Origin of the sequence: Xenorhabdus mauleonii, assembly GCF_900113945.1 — a bacterium.
Lineage (GTDB): Bacteria > Pseudomonadota > Gammaproteobacteria > Enterobacterales > Enterobacteriaceae > Xenorhabdus > Xenorhabdus mauleonii.
In genome coordinates, this window is record NZ_FORG01000014.1 from 1 (window position 1) to 17,721 (window position 17,721).

General features: G+C 46.0%; 21 protein-coding genes. 9 read left to right on the top strand and 12 right to left on the bottom strand.

All coding sequences use genetic code 11. The annotated features are described in order from the left end of the window. Positions 1 to 409: 409 nt before the first annotated feature. The 5 genes from sspB to zapE form a co-directional block, all read right to left on the bottom strand. Entirely contained in the window at positions 410 to 898 is a 489-nt protein-coding gene (sspB, locus tag BM100_RS13470) for a ClpXP protease specificity-enhancing factor (RefSeq protein WP_092511784.1), read from the bottom strand. 3 nt (positions 899 to 901) lie between these two features. Continuing rightward, a complete protein-coding gene (sspA, locus tag BM100_RS13475; protein ID WP_092511786.1) occupies positions 902 to 1,543 on the bottom strand; it encodes a stringent starvation protein SspA in 642 nt (213 codons plus the stop codon). A 438-nt stretch (positions 1,544 to 1,981) separates the two neighbouring features. After that, positions 1,982 to 2,374 carry a 30S ribosomal protein S9 gene (gene rpsI, locus BM100_RS13480; RefSeq protein WP_012990148.1) on the bottom strand — a complete coding sequence of 131 codons (393 nt, stop codon included), beginning with the start codon at positions 2,372 to 2,374 and terminating at the stop codon, positions 1,982 to 1,984. 15 nt (positions 2,375 to 2,389) lie between these two features. Beyond that, the gene (gene rplM, locus BM100_RS13485) at positions 2,390 to 2,818 is read right to left on the bottom strand and encodes a 50S ribosomal protein L13 (RefSeq protein WP_038259580.1); all 429 of its coding nucleotides are present in this window, start codon (positions 2,816 to 2,818) and stop codon (positions 2,390 to 2,392) included. A 347-nt stretch (positions 2,819 to 3,165) separates the two neighbouring features. Next, positions 3,166 to 4,296 carry a cell division protein ZapE gene (gene zapE / locus BM100_RS13490; RefSeq protein ID WP_092511788.1) on the bottom strand — a complete coding sequence of 377 codons (1,131 nt, stop codon included), beginning with the start codon at positions 4,294 to 4,296 and terminating at the stop codon, positions 3,166 to 3,168. A 233-nt stretch (positions 4,297 to 4,529) separates the two neighbouring features. Between zapE and zapG the strand changes: the two genes are divergently transcribed. From zapG to degS, 3 genes are all read left to right on the top strand, one after another. Continuing rightward, entirely contained in the window at positions 4,530 to 4,931 is a 402-nt protein-coding gene (gene zapG, locus BM100_RS13495) for a Z-ring associated protein ZapG (protein WP_092511790.1), read from the top strand. A 278-nt stretch (positions 4,932 to 5,209) separates the two neighbouring features. Beyond that, positions 5,210 to 6,592: a Do family serine endopeptidase gene (locus BM100_RS13505; RefSeq protein ID WP_092511794.1), complete on the top strand. Its 1,383-nt coding sequence runs from the start codon at positions 5,210 to 5,212 to the stop codon at positions 6,590 to 6,592. 254 nt (positions 6,593 to 6,846) lie between these two features. Next, complete coding sequence (degS, locus tag BM100_RS13510; RefSeq protein WP_092511796.1) at positions 6,847 to 7,905, top strand: outer membrane-stress sensor serine endopeptidase DegS; 1,059 nt, start codon at positions 6,847 to 6,849, stop codon at positions 7,903 to 7,905. Between the two features lie 106 nt (positions 7,906 to 8,011). Here degS and murA read toward each other — a convergent pair whose 3' ends face one another. From murA to mlaF, 7 genes are all read right to left on the bottom strand, one after another. Continuing rightward, positions 8,012 to 9,274, bottom strand: a complete 1,263-nt coding sequence (gene murA, locus BM100_RS13515) for a UDP-N-acetylglucosamine 1-carboxyvinyltransferase (RefSeq protein ID WP_092511798.1) — start codon at positions 9,272 to 9,274, stop codon at positions 8,012 to 8,014. A gap of 57 nt (positions 9,275 to 9,331) precedes the next feature. Continuing rightward, positions 9,332 to 9,586 (bottom strand): BolA family iron metabolism protein IbaG, encoded by a 255-nt coding sequence (ibaG, locus tag BM100_RS13520; protein WP_092511800.1) that lies wholly within the window; start codon positions 9,584 to 9,586, stop codon positions 9,332 to 9,334. Positions 9,587 to 9,801: 215 nt separating this feature from the next. Then, entirely contained in the window at positions 9,802 to 10,140 is a 339-nt protein-coding gene (gene mlaB / locus BM100_RS13525) for a lipid asymmetry maintenance protein MlaB (RefSeq protein WP_092511802.1), read from the bottom strand. Position 10,141: 1 nt separating this feature from the next. Continuing rightward, on the bottom strand, positions 10,142 to 10,771 hold the full coding sequence (gene mlaC / locus BM100_RS13530) for a phospholipid-binding protein MlaC (protein WP_092511804.1): 630 nt from the start codon (positions 10,769 to 10,771) through the stop codon (positions 10,142 to 10,144). A gap of 33 nt (positions 10,772 to 10,804) precedes the next feature. Then, positions 10,805 to 11,317: an outer membrane lipid asymmetry maintenance protein MlaD gene (gene mlaD / locus BM100_RS13535; RefSeq protein ID WP_092511806.1), complete on the bottom strand. Its 513-nt coding sequence runs from the start codon at positions 11,315 to 11,317 to the stop codon at positions 10,805 to 10,807. Between the two features lie 4 nt (positions 11,318 to 11,321). Beyond that, the gene (gene mlaE, locus BM100_RS13540; protein ID WP_092511983.1) at positions 11,322 to 12,104 is read right to left on the bottom strand and encodes a lipid asymmetry maintenance ABC transporter permease subunit MlaE; all 783 of its coding nucleotides are present in this window, start codon (positions 12,102 to 12,104) and stop codon (positions 11,322 to 11,324) included. Positions 12,105 to 12,114: 10 nt separating this feature from the next. Continuing rightward, positions 12,115 to 12,918 (bottom strand): phospholipid ABC transporter ATP-binding protein MlaF, encoded by an 804-nt coding sequence (mlaF, locus tag BM100_RS13545; RefSeq protein WP_092511808.1) that lies wholly within the window; start codon positions 12,916 to 12,918, stop codon positions 12,115 to 12,117. A gap of 230 nt (positions 12,919 to 13,148) precedes the next feature. On the opposite strand from mlaF, the gene BM100_RS13550 reads away from it, so the two are divergent. The 6 genes from BM100_RS13550 (at position 13,149) to lptB (ending at position 17,716) form a co-directional block, all read left to right on the top strand. Next, entirely contained in the window at positions 13,149 to 14,123 is a 975-nt protein-coding gene (locus BM100_RS13550) for a calcium/sodium antiporter (RefSeq protein WP_092511810.1), read from the top strand. A 133-nt stretch (positions 14,124 to 14,256) separates the two neighbouring features. Beyond that, on the top strand, positions 14,257 to 15,225 hold the full coding sequence (kdsD, locus tag BM100_RS13555; protein WP_092511812.1) for an arabinose-5-phosphate isomerase KdsD: 969 nt from the start codon (positions 14,257 to 14,259) through the stop codon (positions 15,223 to 15,225). 55 nt (positions 15,226 to 15,280) lie between these two features. After that, positions 15,281 to 15,844 (top strand): 3-deoxy-manno-octulosonate-8-phosphatase KdsC, encoded by a 564-nt coding sequence (kdsC, locus tag BM100_RS13560; RefSeq protein WP_092511814.1) that lies wholly within the window; start codon positions 15,281 to 15,283, stop codon positions 15,842 to 15,844. A 17-nt stretch (positions 15,845 to 15,861) separates the two neighbouring features. Continuing rightward, a complete protein-coding gene (lptC, locus tag BM100_RS13565; protein ID WP_092511816.1) occupies positions 15,862 to 16,455 on the top strand; it encodes an LPS export ABC transporter periplasmic protein LptC in 594 nt (197 codons plus the stop codon). Continuing rightward, positions 16,436 to 16,984: a lipopolysaccharide ABC transporter substrate-binding protein LptA gene (gene lptA / locus BM100_RS13570; RefSeq protein ID WP_092511818.1), complete on the top strand. Its 549-nt coding sequence runs from the start codon at positions 16,436 to 16,438 to the stop codon at positions 16,982 to 16,984. Before lptC ends, lptA begins: the two co-directional genes overlap by 20 nt. Positions 16,985 to 16,990: 6 nt before the next feature. Continuing rightward, positions 16,991 to 17,716, top strand: coding sequence for an LPS export ABC transporter ATP-binding protein (gene lptB / locus BM100_RS13575; RefSeq protein WP_092511820.1), 726 nt, complete (start codon positions 16,991 to 16,993; stop codon positions 17,714 to 17,716). Positions 17,717 to 17,721: the final 5 nt, after the last annotated feature.

Here is a 17,721-nt window from a genome sequence, read left to right on the forward strand (position 1 = left end):
CCAGTGAAAAGTTTCTTTTTTGGTCAAAAGATCTGATCACCGAACCCGCTTTTAGTTCCTTTCTTTTTTTATTCTGCTTATCCCGAGCTCAGGTTAATTAGCTAATTTATTTAACAAAAATAGAGGAGATTTTAATCTCCTCTATTTTTAGAAAATGATTGCCATGCCCATCTTTCAGACTACTACTTTATACCTTTCGCATTTCAAGTTCTCATTTTGCGATAGTGCCACTGACCCGGTAAGTTCGCCATCGTTGTCAACGTATGGCTATAAACATACCGTTTATCCAGCGAAGCATACCTTCACAGGGGCACTAAAATTCAAAATCTCACTCGAAATCCATCGGTATATTGGCCGCAATTTGAAATTTATCGGGAATATAACCTTGTGCCGCTACGCTACAATACGGTCATTTCACAACACGTAAAGTAGGACGGCCTTTTGGTGGTTGAGGTGGCTCATCATCTGGATCTGGCGAGTCATTGTCACGAGAAGCGTTGCTATCGTAGAGTTGTACCAGATTATCCGCCGCCGGTGGCTCCATCTCTTCTGACTCAACACCGGATTCATAGGCAGGTTCTGGCTCAAACATCATTCCAGCACCATTTTCACGGGCATAAACCGCAATGACAGCCTCCATTGGAACATTAACCTGACGAGCAACACCGCCAAAGCGGGCATTGAACCGAACTTCATCGTTAGCCAGTTCTAGATTCCCAACCGCCCTTGGCGAGATATTCAGAATGATTTGCCCATTTTGTGCATACTCCAGCGGGACGTTCACTCCATAAAAGCCAACGTCCACAACAATATGCGGGGTCATGTCATTATCCAACAGCCATTCATAATGTGCCCGCAATAAGTAAGGGCGACGTGGAGACATTTGAGTCATCTCCATAAATTAACTCCGGGATTGTAAGCGCATTTCACGTTCTGCTTCTGTCAATGAAGCCAAGAATGCGTCACGTTCAAACACACGCTGCATATAGATTTGCAGATCTTTTGCAGCTGGGCCAGACAATTCTACTCCCAAAACAGGCAAACGCCACAGCAGAGGACACAAATAACAATCCACCAAACTAAATTCTTCACTCATGAAGAATGGCATTTCTCTGAAAATAGGTGCAATAGCCAGCAATTCTTCGGCAAGTTGCTTCCGTGCGGCATTCGCTTCCTGAGCATTTCCTTCCTGAATTTTGTACATCAGGGAATACCAATCTTTTTCAATTCTATGCATCATCAGGCGGCTGGAGCCACGAGCGACAGGATACACAGGCATGAGTGGTGGATGTGGGAAGCGCTCATCCAGATATTCCATAATGATGCGAGAATCATACAAGGTCAGTTCACGATCAACGAGGGTAGGAACAGATTGGTAAGGATTCAGGTCAATCAAATCCTGAGGCAAATTACCTGCTTCAACGTGTTCGATCTCAACGCTGACCCCTTTTTCCGCCAGTACAATTCGCACTTGATGGCTAAAAATGTCGGTCGGGCCGGAAAACAGAGTCATTACCGAACGTTTGTTGGCAGCGACAGCCATGAAAACCTCCAAGTTTATCTAAAAAAAGAAACGAACAGCCCTTTCTGAACAGCGGCTATTCTCGCTCATATTCTCATCCTGTTTCGCACTTATTATCCGAGGCTATCCCTTCTTCATCTTTTCAGTTACGGGTTGGTTCACGGTAACGAAAGGTTGATTGAAGATAGATTAACCTCCAGCAAATCAGGCAAACTCATGGATAAGGCAAAAAATTATTACTAGTCTACCAGATTTTGCACATTTTGTGAGGAAGTACATTGAGAATTAATGATGAAATGTTGATGTCTAAAGATTTGTCTCTTTAATATGCTATTTAATATGCTTTTTTGGAAGAAAAAGAGGATTTTTTAAGATTGGACAACAATGATGGAAATAAAAAACCCGCCATAAAATGACGGGTTTTTAACTTTAATCCACTGCCACCATAGTGGCAACAAATTAACGTTTGGAGAACTGTGGACGACGACGTGCTTTACGCAGACCCACTTTCTTACGTTCAACTTCACGAGCATCGCGAGTAACGAAGCCAGCTTTGCGAAGATCAGAACGCAGAGTCTCGTCATAAGCCATCAGTGCACGGGTGATACCGTGACGGATTGCGCCTGCCTGACCAGAGATACCACCACCTTTAACAGTGATGTACAGGTCCAGTTTGCCCAGCATGTCAACCAGCTCAAGAGGCTGACGAACAACCATGCGCGCAGTTTCACGACCGAAGTAAACTTCGAGGCTGCGTTGGTTGATTACGATGTTACCGCTACCTGGCTTAATGAAGACACGAGCGGATGAGCTTTTGCGGCGACCAGTGCCGTAGTATTGATTTTCAGCCATTGCCTATAATCCCGATTAAATGTCCAGAACTTGTGGTTGCTGTGCCGCGTGGTTGTGCTCGCTGCCCGCGTAAACTTTCAGTTTACGGTACATTGCACGACCCAGTGGCCCTTTTGGCAGCATGCCTTTAACCGCGATTTCAATGACACGCTCAGGACGGCGGGCAATCATCTCTTCAAAGGTCGCTTGCTTGATACCACCGATGTGGCCAGTGTGGTGATAGTAAATTTTGTCAGCACGTTTGTTGCCAGTTACAGCAACTTTTTCTGCGTTAACAATAATGATGTAATCACCAGTATCAACGTGCGGAGTATATTCCGCTTTATGCTTGCCGCGCAGGCGACGAGCTATTTCAGTTGCAAGACGGCCTAAAGTTTTGCCATCTGCGTCAACAACATACCAGTCGCGTTTTACGGTTTCTGGTTTAGCTGTAAAAGTTTTCATTAAAGCTTACCCAATAATAAGTTACACGTTGGTGAACACTCGATGTTCAGAAACTGTTTTGAGGTTCACACGACTCATGTCCAGCAAACCTACCCCTTCGAATAGCCTATGCCGGCACTAATGCAAGTTTTCGGGAAAAAAAATCTTGCTGTAACGTGGGGTCGCAAGATTATAGAGAAGTCATCATAAAAAATCGACCCCAAATTCAATAATTATCCCGCCGGTTTACATTTCCCTCATCTGGGACAGGAAATGTACCCTATGGATTTCGGGTTGCGGCTACTGCCAACTGATTATTGCCCACTGATTCACAGCCAACTAAAGCAACAACGAGAAAGCCATAGGCATCAAGGTAAATGAGGTAGCTTCAAGTATTCTTCACTTTGCATTTCCTGCAATCGTGACAGGCAACGCTGATATTCAAACGTCAGCAATTCTCCCTGATAAGCCTGTTCCATTGGCGCCTCAGCATTGATGATAAGTTTGACATGCCGCTCATAAAATTCATCAACCAGTGCGATAAACCGCCGAGCCGCACTTTCCTTCGATGCCACCATAATCGGCATGTCATGCAACAAAACCGTATGATAAAGTTTAGACAACGCAATGTAATCCATCTGGCTGCGGGGATCTTCACACAATGTTTTGAACTGAATTGCCAAAACTCCGTCAACGCTGTTGATGACGGGCATGCTACGGTGATTAATCTCCAAGACCGGATTCGCTTCACCTTCCTTGCCGGCCAGACGCAGGAACATGCGGTGCATCTCCTGCCTGTTTTCGTCCGTCAACGGCGTCAGATAGAGGTGTGCTTGGGTAAGTGTCCGCAAGCGATAATCAATTCCCGCATCGACATTCATAACATCACAATATTTTTTGATTTGTTCAATCGCAGGCAAAAAGCGCGCACGCTGCAACCCATTTCGATAAAGTTCATCTGGCGGAATGTTGGATGTTGCCACCAACGAAATTCCCCGTGCAAACAGGGCCTCCAGCAATGTACCGAGGATCATGGCATCCGTAATATCTGAGACAAAAAACTCATCAAAACAGAGAATGTCGGTCTGGGCCTTGAAACCATCGGCCACTATTTCCAAGGGATTTTCATATCCTTGCAACTTCATCAGCTCTTCATGCACCCGCAACATAAAACGGTGAAAATGGAGACGCAATTTTCGTTCCGTGGGCAAGCTTTGGTAAAACATATCCATCAGCCATGTTTTGCCACGCCCAACCCCACCCCACATATAAAGCCCCTGTACAGGCAGGTTCTGTTCAGGAGATGGCTGCCGCCCAAACAACTTCCCCAATATCCCTTTCAGACCACTGGATTGCACAGCGTGGCTGGGCCGAGTGTTGATAAGCTCGCGATGGATGATATCCAGACGTGCAACAGTATTGCGTTGCACCTCATCAGGCTGGTACTGGCCTTCTGACAACGCAGATTGATAGAGAGATGAAGGTGTAATCGGTGACATGAAAGTGATAATCCTTAAAAATTTTATTCTCAGCTTGTATGACATGTTACTGATAAGAATTGTGCCAATTCATAAAATATTTCGCTGCATACTCTGACAAACTTGTATAAAATTAACACATTAGACAGTACATTATTTAATGAAATAATAATCAATATTCCACTCTAACTAAATTAGCGGTTATAGTGGTAGTAATGATATTGCAGAACAATGATGTGACTAAAGGAGTTGCTATGACTTGGGAATATGCACTGATCGGATTAATCATTGGTTTTATTGTCGGCGCGCTGGCTGTTCGCTTCGGTAGTTCAAAGCTGCGCCAACAAAATGCACAGCAGGCGGAATTGGATAAAAACCGAGCTGAGTTGGAAGAATATCGCAAAGAGCTGGTCAACCATTTCGCTCGCAGTGCTGAACTGCTGGACAATATGGCGCGCGATTATCGCCAGCTATATCAGCACATGGCAAAAAGTTCCAACGAGCTGATGCCTGACATGCCAGTACAGGATAATCCTTTCAATTACCGCCTGAACGAACCAGAAGCCGAACCAAGCAAAATAACCACGAATGAGCCTCCACGGGATTATTCTGAAGGTGCATCCGGCCTGTTCCGCCCTATTCAAGACAAGAAATAATCATTGCTTTAGCCGTGGTAGTTATGATGGTAGTTATGGAGTAACCACAATTACCACGGCTAAACAACAGTGAATTCACGTAAATGCCTGTAAAGAAATACTGTAAAACTACATTATTAATGAACTTTGCTGAATAATCGGTAGTCATAACAGCATCGAAACAATTATGCTTAGAATCTATCCCATTGAGCGTAATTTCCGGGCAACGAATCCCCGTCTGGATAGGCTTCCCAAGCATAATTTCCTTTTCTGACTTAGGTATTAAGAGAACGTATTCAATGAAAAGAAAAAACACATTGCTCAGCGCACTCGCAATTAGTATTGGACTATCTTTAGCTTCAGTTCCGATGGTAAGCAATGCAGCCTTACCCGCCGCAATGGCCTCTCAAGAATTACCCAGTCTCGCACCCATGCTGGAAAAAGTGCTTCCTTCTGTTGTCACTGTGCATGTTTCAGGCACGACAGAAGTACAAAATCAGCAACTTCAATTACCAGAAGACTTTCAATTCTTTTTCGGGCCTGGTTTTCCTTCACCAGAACAGAGAAGCCGTCCATTCAAGGGATTAGGCTCTGGCGTTATTATCAACGCAGATAAAGGCTATGTGTTAACCAATAATCATGTCATTGATAATGCCAATAAAATACGCGTTCAATTAAACGATGGCCGTGAATATTCTGCCAAGCTCATCGGGCGGGATCCGCAAACTGACATTGCCCTTTTGGAATTGAAAGATGCCAAAAATCTGACAGCCATCAAATTTGCCGACTCAGACCAATTGCGTGTTGGGGATTACGCTGTTGCAATCGGAAACCCATTCGGGTTAGGGCAAACCGTCACTTCAGGGATCATCTCAGCTTTGGGTCGCAGTGGCCTGAATTTGGAAGGGCTGGAAAACTTCATCCAAACTGATGCTTCCATTAACCGTGGTAACTCTGGCGGCGCATTAATTAACCTGAAAGGTGAATTGATTGGCATTAATACCGCAATTATCGCGCCGGGTGGCGGCAATGTCGGTATCGGTTTTGCGATTCCGAGCAATATGGCCAAGAACCTTTCTTCGCAGCTTATTGCCACAGGGGAAGTCAGACGCGGCTTACTCGGCATCAAAGGCGCTGAGATGACTGCCGATATCGCTAATGCCCTCGGCATTGATGCACAGCAAGGCGCATTCGTCAGCGAAGTCGTTCCGAAATCAGCCGCAGCGAAAGCAGGCATTAAACCAGGCGATGTCTTGGTGTCCTTTGATGGTAAGAAAATCGGCAGCTTTGCTGAATTGCGGGCGAAGGTTGGTACCACCTCTCCGGGCAAAGAGATCAAAATCGGTCTGCTGCGTAAAGGAAAACCTATCAATGTCAGCGTTACGCTGGACAACAATGATGAACAAGCCACCAAGGCAGAGAAACTGAGCACCGCGTTGTTAGGGGCGACCCTGAGCAATGCAACAGTGAAAGAAACCCAAGGCATTAAAGTGGAAACCATTGCTCAGAATTCACCAGCCGATCGATCCGGCTTGCAGAAAAATGACTTAATTGTCGGAGCCAATAATACGCGCGTTAGAAATATCAATGAGCTGCGTAAGGTTATTGATAATAAACCGTCTGTGGTCGCACTGAATATCATACGTGGTGACACTAACGTTTATCTATTGCTGAGAAATTAAGCTGTTTGATACTGGGAATGTGATCTAATATTGATCAAGCCCAGAAATTTCAAGTTGTCAGCGCAATGGCAAGGACGCTAAACCCAGAAGCATCGAGAAGGTGAAATTGATCGCCATACCGATGCGAAGGGGCAGCAAACACAGCCAACCAAGCAGTAACTTGAAAGAAAAAAGAAAACAGGCACAGTAAGCTGCTGTGTCTGTTCGTTTTAGTGCTATTCTTCTCTTTCATTCATTTACTACTGACTATTACCATGCTGATCAAGTTATTACGCTCTATATTGATAGGCCTATTGGTTGCTGCCATTTTGGTGGTCGCTATCCCCTCCCTGCGTCCCAATGCCTTAAAAAATATTCTGAGTGATAACAACAACGACAAAATTTATAGCTTCAGCCAAGGTGTTCGGCGGGCGGCGCCTGCAGTTGTTAATATCTACAGTAGCAGCATGGGAAGTTTTTCCCATGAAAGCCGCGAGCTTCATCCTCTCGGCTCCGGCGTTATTATGAGCGAGCAGGGCTACATTCTTACTAATAAACACGTCATCAATAAAGTCGGTTCTATTATTGTCGCGCTGCAAGACGGGCGTTTTTATGAAGCGCTATTGGTAGGCTCAGATGGCCCAACGGATTTAGCTGTCTTAAAAATTAATGCCACAAACCTTCCCGTCATTCCAATAAACCCGAATCGCGTCGCTCATGTAGGGGATGTCGTACTGGCCATCGGCAATCCCTACAATTTAGGGCAGACCATCACACAAGGCATTATCAGTGCAACCGGTCGCGTTGGGCTCAGTCCGACTCGCCGCCAAAATTTTCTGCAAACAGATGCGTCAATTAATCAGGGCAACTCCGGCGGAGCTTTAGTCAATACATTGGGAGAGTTAGTCGGCATTAATACACTGACCTTCGATAAATCAGAATTTGGTGTCACACCAGAAGGGTTGGGATTTGCCATTCCGACTAAACTGGCAGTAACCATCATGAAAAAATTGATCCGTGACGGACGGGTGATCAGGGGATATATAGGCATCGTAGCCATAGAATTACCCCACATTCGTTCATCCGGCAGTAATATCAATCAAATTCAAGGGATCCGCGTTTTCTTGGTTGAACCAGAAGGGCCTGCTGCCAAAGCGGGAATCAAAGTCGGTGATATCATAACTAGTGTTAATCATCAGCCGGCGGTTTCTCCTGCCGAAATGATGGACCAAGTGGCCGAAATTCGCCCCGGCAGTGTTGTGCCTGTCACCGTATTGCGTGATGGCATCTCACACACACTCAATGTCACCATTAATGAGTTTGATGGTTATTAATGTCCCCTGCCCACATTGGGCAAAGGACATTGCATCAAGATTGCGTCACAATCTTCACAAATAGAAAAGGGAAAACGGGAAAAATAGAACCGTTTTCCCGTGTTACTTATCCAGCCGACTTAATACGTTCGATATTCGCACCAAGGCCGCGTAGTTTATCTTCGATGTGCTCGTAACCTCGGTCGATATGATAAATACGATCCACAACGGTGGTTCCTTCCGCAATACAGCCAGCCAAGACTAAGCTTGCAGAAGCACGCAGATCCGTTGCCATGACTTGAGCACCGGATAATTTTTCAACACCGTGGCACAATACCGTATTACTCTCAATTTCTGCCCGGGCGCCCATGCGGATCAATTCTGGAATATGCATGAAACGATTTTCAAAGATGGTTTCGGTGATCATACCTGCACCCTCCGCAACCATATTCAACAGGCTGAATTGCGCCTGCATATCCGTTGGGAACCCAGGATGCGGAGCCGTGCGGAATGTGACTGCTTTAGGGCGCTGACCATGCATATCTAGGCTAATCCAATCTTCACCCACTTTGATATCTGCTCCCGCTTCACGCAGCTTGGCCAAGACTGCATCAAGGGTGTCCGGCTTAGCCTGATGGCAAACAACTTTGCCACGAGAAATCGCTGCCGCAATCAAAAAAGTGCCGGTTTCGATGCGATCAGGCAGGACACGGTGAACCCCGCCGCCCAAACGTTCAACACCTTCAATCACAATACGATCAGTACCAGCTCCGCTGATTTTTGCCCCCAATGTATTGAGGAAATTTGCCGTGTCTTCAATTTCAGGTTCACGGGCCGCGTTTTCAATAATCGTTGTGCCTTCTGCCAATGTTGCCGCGGTCATAATCGTTACCGTCGCACCAACGCTGACTTTATCCATAACAATGTTGGCACCTTTCAAACGCCCATCAACAGAGGCTTTGACGTAACCTTCATCCAGCACAATCTTCGCGCCGAGCTGCTCCAAACCAGAAATATGGAGATCAACAGGACGAGCACCGATGGCACAGCCACCCGGCAAAGAGACCTGTCCCTGACCAAAGCGCGCCACCAGCGGCCCTAATGCCCAGATGGAAGCCCGCATGGTTTTGACCAGTTCATAAGGGGCGCAATATTCGTTGACGCCACTGGCATCAACAAAAATAGAGCCATTGCGCACTACTTTCGTTCCCAGACGATTGAGAAGTTTGATGGTGGTATCAATATCTTTCAATTCAGGGACGTTTTGTAATTCCACTGGCTCTTCTGCCAGCAGCGCTGCGAACATAATTGGTAGTGCGGCATTTTTTGCCCCGGAAATAGTCACTTCTCCCGACAGGCAGGTCGGCCCTTTCACACGAAATTTATCCATCTATCATGATTCTCTTATTTAATTCAAAGTGTGCTGTTCGCGGCGAAGCAAACAGCCTCAAAATCCCTGAAGCTTGCGGTCACGCTGCCATTGTTCTGGTGTATAAGCCTTGATTGACAAAGCATGAATGCGGTTATCAGCAATATATTCCATCAAAGGGGCATACACAGTCTGCTGTTGCTTGACCCGGCTCAACCCATCAAAAAGGGAACCCACTGCAATAACCTGAAAATGACTGCCATCACCGCTAACGATAGCTTCATCAAGCGCCAAGTTTTCCATCAGCACTTTTTTAATTTCTTCAGTATCCATAAATTGCTCACACTCGTCGTTAGAAAATAATAGTAGACGCCTATCCTAATGGAATCCAGTCGACTCTTAAACCAAGAAAAACGCCCTTGTAAGGGATGGCTTACAAGGGCGCGGGTTACCAGTATATCCTTCGTCTTTCAAGTTGCCTCGTTGTTGGTTACGTTCATTCCCTTTCCGCCGCGATGCAATCTGAAATCCATTGGATATAAGGGGGATTATGTGTTGGACTGGCTATTGTCAAAAAGACTTTGCACCCCATACAACGCCATCAATGTGTTAAGGCGCTCCCCTACGTTTGAGAATGCCAACGTCTTGCCAGTTTGCTGAAATTCCCCTTTTAGGCGAACCAACAAAGCCAATCCTGCGGAATCCACATGATTGAGCTGGGAAACATCAATATTCACGATACCTTCCAGTACGCTGCTTTTTTGTTGCCAAAGAGGCAGCAAACTGTCGCGATCCAATGTACCTTGCAAGAACAGGGTATTGCCGGTTTTTTCCCAACTGGCTATTTCTTTATCCGGCACGTTGCTGCCAGAACTGTTTTTTTCCATATCACTTTTTCTTTTCTAAAGTGATCGGCGCTTTCGCACTGATAAGCAATTGTTCAGTCAGGCCATCAATACCTTTCTGACGCAGGATATCCGCCCATTCGTTTTGCTTGGTCGTGATCATACTCACGCCTTCTGCAATCATGTCGTAAGCCTGCCAGTTACCCGTTTTGGTATTTTTGCGCCATTGGAAATCCAGACGAACTGGTGGCTGTCCATTGGGATCAGTAATGGTGACGCGAATAGCAAGCATGGTTTTATCGCCCAATGGCTGCTCTGGCTCAATTTGGTAGTTTTGGCCATGATACATCGCCAAAGCCTGACCATATGCCTGCTCCAGATAGGTTTCAAATGCCTTGAAATAAATGTCACGCTGCGCTGGTGTCGCATCTTTGTAATAAGGCCCCAGAACCAGTGCTCCGGCATACTTTATTTGCACATATGGCAGCAGCTCTTCACGTACAATCTTACGCAGAACATCTGGGTTTGCCTGTATCTGAGGCTGCTCATTCTTCAAGCGGGTAAACGTTTTTTCCGCCGCATCTTTCATCAAAGCGTAAGGATTGGTTTGATCTGCTGCGCTGGCCAATGGTGCAACCACCAGCAACGCAATCATGAGTAATCGTTTAAACATGGGTGTTTTTCCTTCTAAATAATAGGTTGCCGGTTAGTGTGCCTGCCCAGGCGCAGAAGCAGATTTATCTTCCTTTCCGCCGCCGCTCTTGTACAAGAACTGACCAATCAAATCTTCAAGTACCATAGCAGAATGTGTGGTTTCAATGCGATCGCCATCCTTCAGCATGAACGTTCCCAAATCTTCGTCGGTAAATCCAATATTCAATGCGAGATATTGTTCACCCAACAGCCCCGACGTCCGGATAGAAAGCGAGCTGGTATTTGGAATATTGTCGTATTGCGTAAAAATATCCAGTTCAACTTGCGGTGCGTAATTTTTATGATCCAGCCAAATTTTTCCCACACGGCCAATGACGACTCCGCCAACTTTCACTGGGGAGCGCACTTTCAAGCTACCGATATTACTAAAGGAGGCATAAACACGATAAGTTGGCTGACTACCGAAAGATCGGATATCCGCGACTTTCAGACATAAAAAAATGATTGCTGCCAACGCAATCAAGACAAAAGCCCCAACCCAAATTTCATTTTTCTTGCTTTGCATCGACTCAATTCCCAAACATCAGTGCTGTCAGCACAAAATCCAAACCCAATACCGCCAACGACGCATGAACTACCGTGCGCGTCGTCGCCCTGCTAATCCCTTCCGATGTAGGGACAGCGTCATAACCATTAAATAGTGCAATCCACGTTACGGTGATGGCAAAGACAACACTCTTGAGAAAACAATTGAGCAAATCTTTTTTCCATTCCACCACAGATTGCATGGATGACCAGAAAAAGCCGCCATCGATGCCTTTCCAGTCCACACCAACCATTGCGCCACCCAAGATACCTACGGCCACAAAGATTAATGTCAACAAAGGCATACTGATGAAGCCCGCCCAAAAACGAGGAGCAACGACGCGGCGCAATGGATCCACTGCCATCATTTCCAAACTGGAAATCTGCTCAGTAGCCTTCATCAAACCAATTTCTGCGGTCAAAGCTGAACCCGCCCTGCCCGCAAAAAGCAAAGCCGTCACCACTGGCCCCAGCTCACGCAGCAACGACAGCGCTACCATCATGCCGAGGCTGCCCTCTGCACTAAATGTGGTCAGAACCAGATAGCCCTGCAAGGCCAGTACCATGCCGATAAACAACCCTGATACCACAATGATCAGCAATGATTGGACACCTATGCTATAAAGCTGCTGGCGTAATAGCGCCCATTGTTTGGTAGGCTCTGGCTTACCTATAATTGCACTGAACAGCATAAAGCCCGCACGGCCGAATGAAGCAATAACTTCAATCATCCGCCTGCCCAGCGCTGCCAATGCCTGTGTCAACATCAACATTCCATTATCCTAATAACTCAGTTTTATAATCCCCGGCAGGGAAACGGAAGGGCACAGGCCCATCAGCAATACCATCAAGAAATTGCCGTACCCGTTGATCCTGATTTGCTCTCAACTGTTCCGGTGTACCTTCTGCGATCACTTTCTGTTCTGCCACGATGTAAGCATAATCTGCAATACTCAACACTTCTGGCACATCATGGGAGACAACCACACATGTCACACCAAGCGCATGATTAAGTTCATCGATAAGCTTAACCAAAACCCCCATTGTGATCGGATCTTGACCAACAAACGGCTCATCAAACATGATCAAGTCTGGATCAAGTGCAATTGCCCTTGCCAGTGCCGCTCGCCTCGCCATACCCCCGGACAGCTCCGATGGCATCAAATGCGCAGCACCGCGCAACCCCACCGCTTCCAATTTCATCATCACCGTTGTATGAATCAATTCTTCTGGCAGTTGGGTATGTTCACGCAAAGGAAAAGCAACATTGTCAAAAACATTCAGATCGGTAAACAGTGCCCCAGACTGAAATAACATGCTCATTTTCTTGCGGGCAGCATAGAGGCGCGGACGGGACAAGGCTGGAATGTTATCGCCATCAAACCAGATCTCACCTCGTTCAGGTCGGATCTGTCCCCCAATCAGGCGTAACAAGGTTGTTTTTCCGATACCGGAAGGCCCCATAATGGCAGTAACTTTTCCTTTCGGAACGGTCAGATTAATATCAGCAAAAATCGGACGTTGACCCCGGGTAAAATGCATCCCACAGATCTCAATAAGATTTGCTGCTTGTTGATTCATTATTAATAACCCCTAACCGTTAATAGGTCATTTTCATGACTGTATTTAAATAAACTATGGTGCATACTACAAAAAATTCACTCAATTTGCGTTAGTAAAGTTGTGACAAATTTTACTTTTCTTTCCATGACCGTCAGAATGTATAAGTCTAGCTGAATAAACATTTCATGTTTAAAAATCAACCATTATCAGCATAATGCTCGGAATAAATTTTATTTAAGGGACACACCATGTTTCTGACTATTTTACTACTCATTACCGGACTGATTTTACTGGTCTATGGTTCTGATAGATTAGTTTATGGTGCGGCAGTTTTTTCCCGGGCGCTGAAAATTCCGCCCTTTATTGTGGGATTGGTCATTATGGGCATTGGCACTTCGCTGCCAGAGCTGATGGTGTCAGTCACTGCCACCTTAAACGGGCAACCCGATATGGCCGTAGGCAATGCCATTGGTTCCAATATTACTAACCTCCTGCTGATTACCGGGGCTGCGGCTTTCATTAGGCCAATCAGAGTAAAATCGGATATCCTACGGCGCGAAGTGCCTTTGATGCTGCTGATTACTGCATTTGCCGGATATATTCTATCCAACAACTACTTGAGCCGTCTGGACGGGATGCTTCTGCTGTTTGCTGCCATCGTCTTTATTGCGTTGATGATCAAAATGACAGCGTTATCTCAACACGATGGTGTTGACAGTTACACCCAGGAACGGAATTCAGAATTACCCGTTGAAGGCAACAAGGGGATTGCACTGCTTTGGGTTGTTCTGGGCTTAATTATCCTGCCGATCTCCACCCGTATGGTCGTTGACAATGCGGCTGCCATTGCTCGCATTTATGAAATAAGCGAGCTGGTTATCGGCCTGACAATTCTTGCAGTGGGAACCAGCCTGCCGGAACTTGCCACATCCATTGCTGCCGCCATAAAAGGTGAGAATGACATGGCAATGGGCAATATTATTGGTTCGAATGTGTTCAATGCCACCCTGGTCTTGGGGATCCCTGCGATACTTTCTCCCAGTGTTATTTCTCCGGAAGCGTTTTCACGGGACTTTTGGGTCATGATGGCAGCCAGTGTACTGTTCACTGTCTTTTGTCTGGGAAGAAAGCATCGATTGAACAGATTGAATGGCATTTTGTTATTGGGCTGTTTTGTTGCGTATTTTATCGTCCTTTTTGTTTCTAAATTATTACAGCATTGAATAGCAGTCATTGCACCGCAGCCACTATAACAACATTAAATAACAGTATTAGAGCACGTACTGAATAGCCGCCCTGAATGAGCACAGGGTCAGTGGGAAAAGTAGAGCAGGAAGAAAACAGGAATAAGTAGAAATGCCTAAAATCGATTTTCAACAAGCTGGTAAAAAAGTATTACAGATCGAACTGGACGGATTAACCAGTCTGGAACAGCACATCAATGATGATTTTAACCGCGCCTGCGAATTAATGTTCGGCTGTGAAGGAAAAGTCATCGTGATGGGCATGGGTAAATCCGGCCATATCGGGCGTAAAATTGCGGCAACATTTGCCAGTACCGGTACGCCTTCTTTCTTTGTCCATCCCGGTGAAGCCAGTCATGGCGATTTGGGCATGGTGACATCAAAAGACATTGTGCTGGCAATCTCCAACTCTGGTGAATCGAATGAAATTTTGGCATTGATCCCTGTTCTCAAGCGGCTAAAAGTTCAGCTTATTTGCATGACAAACAATCGCAACAGCAGCATGGGAAAAGCGTCGGATGTACATTTGTGCATTAAAACGCCACAAGAAGCCTGCCCGCTGGGTCTGGCACCAACCACCAGCACTACCGCCACACTCGTCATGGGCGATGCGATCGCGATTGCCCTTTTGCAGGCGCGTGGCTTTACTGCCGAAGACTTTGCCCTTTCCCACCCGGGTGGCGCACTTGGGCGCAAGCTTTTGTTACTGGCCAGTGATTTAATGGCTTCCGGCGATCACATCCCTCACGTTCCCCGCACTGCAACCTTGCGCGAGGCTTTGGTGGAAATTACCCGCAAAAAACTGGGTATGACTGTTATCTGTAATGATGACATGCAAATTGATGGTATTTTTACTGATGGTGATTTGCGCCGTGTTTTCGATATGGGAATCGATTTAAACAATGCAAAAATCGCAGATGTCATGACATCCGGTGGTATTCGTATCAAGCCTAATGCGCTGGCTGTCGATGCCCTAAACTTGATGCAATCCCGCCACATTACATCCTTGCTGGTAACTGAAGGCGAGAAATTGCTTGGTGTATTGCATATGCACGACCTTTTACAGGCCGGAGTGGTATAAACAAGGCGTGATGTAAATATTGATATGATATAAATCTTAAGAGAATTCCTGAATAATGAGTCAAAAAGAATTTCTGGACACCTGTTATGGGCCAGTGAGCAAAGATATTATCGAGAAAGCCCGTAAAATCCGCCTCCTGATTTGTGATGTTGATGGCGTTATGTCTGACGGGCTTATCTACATGGGCAATGACGGTGAAGAGCTGAAAGCCTTTAACGTCCGTGACGGTTATGGCATCCGTTGCTTAATCACCTCCGGAATTGAAGTTGCCATTATTACTGGCCGCAAAGCAAAACTGTTGGAAAATCGTGCAGAAACGCTAGGGATTACACATCTTTACCAAGGTCAGAACGATAAGATTTTGGCGTATAAGGAACTGTTGGATAAACTAGCATTACAGCCAGATCAAGTTGCCTATATTGGCGATGACCTTATTGACTGGCCAGTGATGGCACAAGTTGGGTTATCAGTCGCAGTTTCTGATGCCCACCCGCTTCTGTTGCCAAAGGCAGATTATGTGACTCAGATTGCAGGTGGTCGTGGTGCAGTCAGGGAGCTTTGTGATTTGGTGCTCTTCGCTCAGAATAAGCTGGAAGATGCCAAAGGGTTATCCATATAAATTAAAACTGAAAAAGAATGAGCAAAATTCAATCCTGGCTGATCGCAGCATTAGTACTGATCGCACTTGTGCTGATTGGCTGGAATTTATCCAGTGTAAATGATGATTCCTCTTCATCCATTGTTGATGACGGTCATCCTACTTATCAAACGCAGGAAGCAGTCACTTTTGTCTACGATCCTGAGGGGAAACTGGTTTACAAATTAGTGGCAGATGATGTCAAAAACTTTGCCGATACAAAGCTGACTTGGTTTACCAAGCCTGTATTGACGACATATGACCCAAACAGCCCCTCTGAAAATCCGACAGCCACGTGGACAGTAAGCTCGGTTAAAGCCAAACTAACCAATGACAAGATGCTCTATCTGTATGGGGATGTCCGTGTGAATAGCCTGACCGAAGCATCACAGCTGCAACAGATAAAAACAGATAATGCGACTGTCAATCTGACAACACAAGACATCGCATCCGATGACCGAGTCACGATCACGGGTATTGGCCTGCAATCTGTCGGAATGAAAATGCGTGGCAATTTGCGAAATAAAACTGCTGAACTGATTGAAAAGGTGACTACTCAATATGAGATCCCACATGAACAACCTAATCCGTAACACCCTTATTGCCAGTACACTTTTTGCAACCAGCCTGCCAGTACTGGCTTTAAAAGATGATACAAAACAGCCCATTACCATCGACTCCGCAAGGCAGTCTCTGGATTTAACCGGGAATATCGCCACATTTACGGATAAAGTCATTGTAAAGCAAGGTTCTATTGATATTCGTGCTGATAAAGTTGTCGTTACCCGTCCCGATAGCGATTCAAAGAAGACGGTGATTGAGGCTTACGGTAACCCGGCCACTTTCTACCAATTGCAGGATGATGGAAAACCCATCAAGGGCCATGCATCCAAAATGCGCTATGAAATGGGCAAAGAATTAGTCACACTGACAGGCAATGCTTACCTTGAGCAGCTAGACAGCAATATCAAAGGCGATAAGATTACCTATCTGGTGCCGACACAGCAAATGGAAGCATTTAGTGAAAAAGGTAAACGCGTCACTACTGTTCTCCTGCCAGCCCAATTGCAAGAAAAAGGCCCGAATGCCCACGGCTCTGATGTTCAGAAAAAGAGTAAATAACGACTTATGGCAATACTAAACGCAGAAAATCTGGCAAAGGCCTATAAAAGCCGCAAGGTTGTTGAGAACGTCAGCCTGAAAGTAAAGTCAGGGGAGATTGTTGGCTTACTTGGCCCCAACGGGGCAGGCAAAACCACCACTTTCTACATGGTGGTGGGTATCGTTCCACGTGATGCTGGCTCTATCACCATTGATGGAGAAGATATCAGCCTGCTGCCACTGCACGAACGCGCTCGCCGCGGAATAGGCTATCTGCCACAGGAAGCCTCCATTTTCCGCCGCCTGAGCGTATTCGACAATTTGATGGCTATTCTTGAGATCCGCAAAGATCTCAACCATGAACAGAAAAAAGAACGTGCAGAAGAGCTGATGGAAGAATTTCACATCGCTCACCTACGTGATAACCTTGGGCAATCGCTTTCCGGTGGTGAACGCCGCCGTGTAGAAATCGCCCGTGCGCTGGCAGCCAATCCAAAATTCATCCTGTTGGATGAACCTTTTGCGGGTGTTGATCCTATTTCCGTTCTGGATATCAAAAAGATCATCCAACACCTGCGGGATTCAGGTTTGGGCGTGTTGATTACTGACCACAATGTCCGCGAAACGCTGGATGTCTGTGAACATGCTTACATCGTCAGCCAAGGCCACTTGATTGCTCACGGCACGCCTGATGAAATACTGAATAACGAGCAGGTCAAACGCGTTTACTTGGGTGAAGGCTTCCGTCTTTAATCTTG

Coding starts and splice junctions, on each gene's coding strand:
- sspB (WP_092511784.1), bottom strand. CDS start 898: ATGGAGATGACTCAAATGTCTCCACGTCGCCCTTACTTATTGCGGGCA.
- sspA (WP_092511786.1), bottom strand. CDS start 1,543: ATGGCTGTCGCTGCCAACAAACGTTCGGTAATGACTCTGTTTTCCGGC.
- rpsI (WP_012990148.1), bottom strand. CDS start 2,374: ATGGCTGAAAATCAATACTACGGCACTGGTCGCCGCAAAAGCTCATCC.
- rplM (WP_038259580.1), bottom strand. CDS start 2,818: ATGAAAACTTTTACAGCTAAACCAGAAACCGTAAAACGCGACTGGTAT.
- zapE (WP_092511788.1), bottom strand. CDS start 4,296: ATGTCACCGATTACACCTTCATCTCTCTATCAATCTGCGTTGTCAGAA.
- zapG (WP_092511790.1), top strand. CDS start 4,530: ATGACTTGGGAATATGCACTGATCGGATTAATCATTGGTTTTATTGTC.
- BM100_RS13505 (WP_092511794.1), top strand. CDS start 5,210: ATGAAAAGAAAAAACACATTGCTCAGCGCACTCGCAATTAGTATTGGA.
- degS (WP_092511796.1), top strand. CDS start 6,847: ATGCTGATCAAGTTATTACGCTCTATATTGATAGGCCTATTGGTTGCT.
- murA (WP_092511798.1), bottom strand. CDS start 9,274: ATGGATAAATTTCGTGTGAAAGGGCCGACCTGCCTGTCGGGAGAAGTG.
- ibaG (WP_092511800.1), bottom strand. CDS start 9,586: ATGGATACTGAAGAAATTAAAAAAGTGCTGATGGAAAACTTGGCGCTT.
- mlaB (WP_092511802.1), bottom strand. CDS start 10,140: ATGGAAAAAAACAGTTCTGGCAGCAACGTGCCGGATAAAGAAATAGCC.
- mlaC (WP_092511804.1), bottom strand. CDS start 10,771: ATGTTTAAACGATTACTCATGATTGCGTTGCTGGTGGTTGCACCATTG.
- mlaD (WP_092511806.1), bottom strand. CDS start 11,317: ATGCAAAGCAAGAAAAATGAAATTTGGGTTGGGGCTTTTGTCTTGATT.
- mlaE (WP_092511983.1), bottom strand. CDS start 12,104: ATGTTGACACAGGCATTGGCAGCGCTGGGCAGGCGGATGATTGAAGTT.
- mlaF (WP_092511808.1), bottom strand. CDS start 12,918: ATGAATCAACAAGCAGCAAATCTTATTGAGATCTGTGGGATGCATTTT.
- BM100_RS13550 (WP_092511810.1), top strand. CDS start 13,149: ATGTTTCTGACTATTTTACTACTCATTACCGGACTGATTTTACTGGTC.
- kdsD (WP_092511812.1), top strand. CDS start 14,257: ATGCCTAAAATCGATTTTCAACAAGCTGGTAAAAAAGTATTACAGATC.
- kdsC (WP_092511814.1), top strand. CDS start 15,281: ATGAGTCAAAAAGAATTTCTGGACACCTGTTATGGGCCAGTGAGCAAA.
- lptC (WP_092511816.1), top strand. CDS start 15,862: ATGAGCAAAATTCAATCCTGGCTGATCGCAGCATTAGTACTGATCGCA.
- lptA (WP_092511818.1), top strand. CDS start 16,436: ATGAACAACCTAATCCGTAACACCCTTATTGCCAGTACACTTTTTGCA.
- lptB (WP_092511820.1), top strand. CDS start 16,991: ATGGCAATACTAAACGCAGAAAATCTGGCAAAGGCCTATAAAAGCCGC.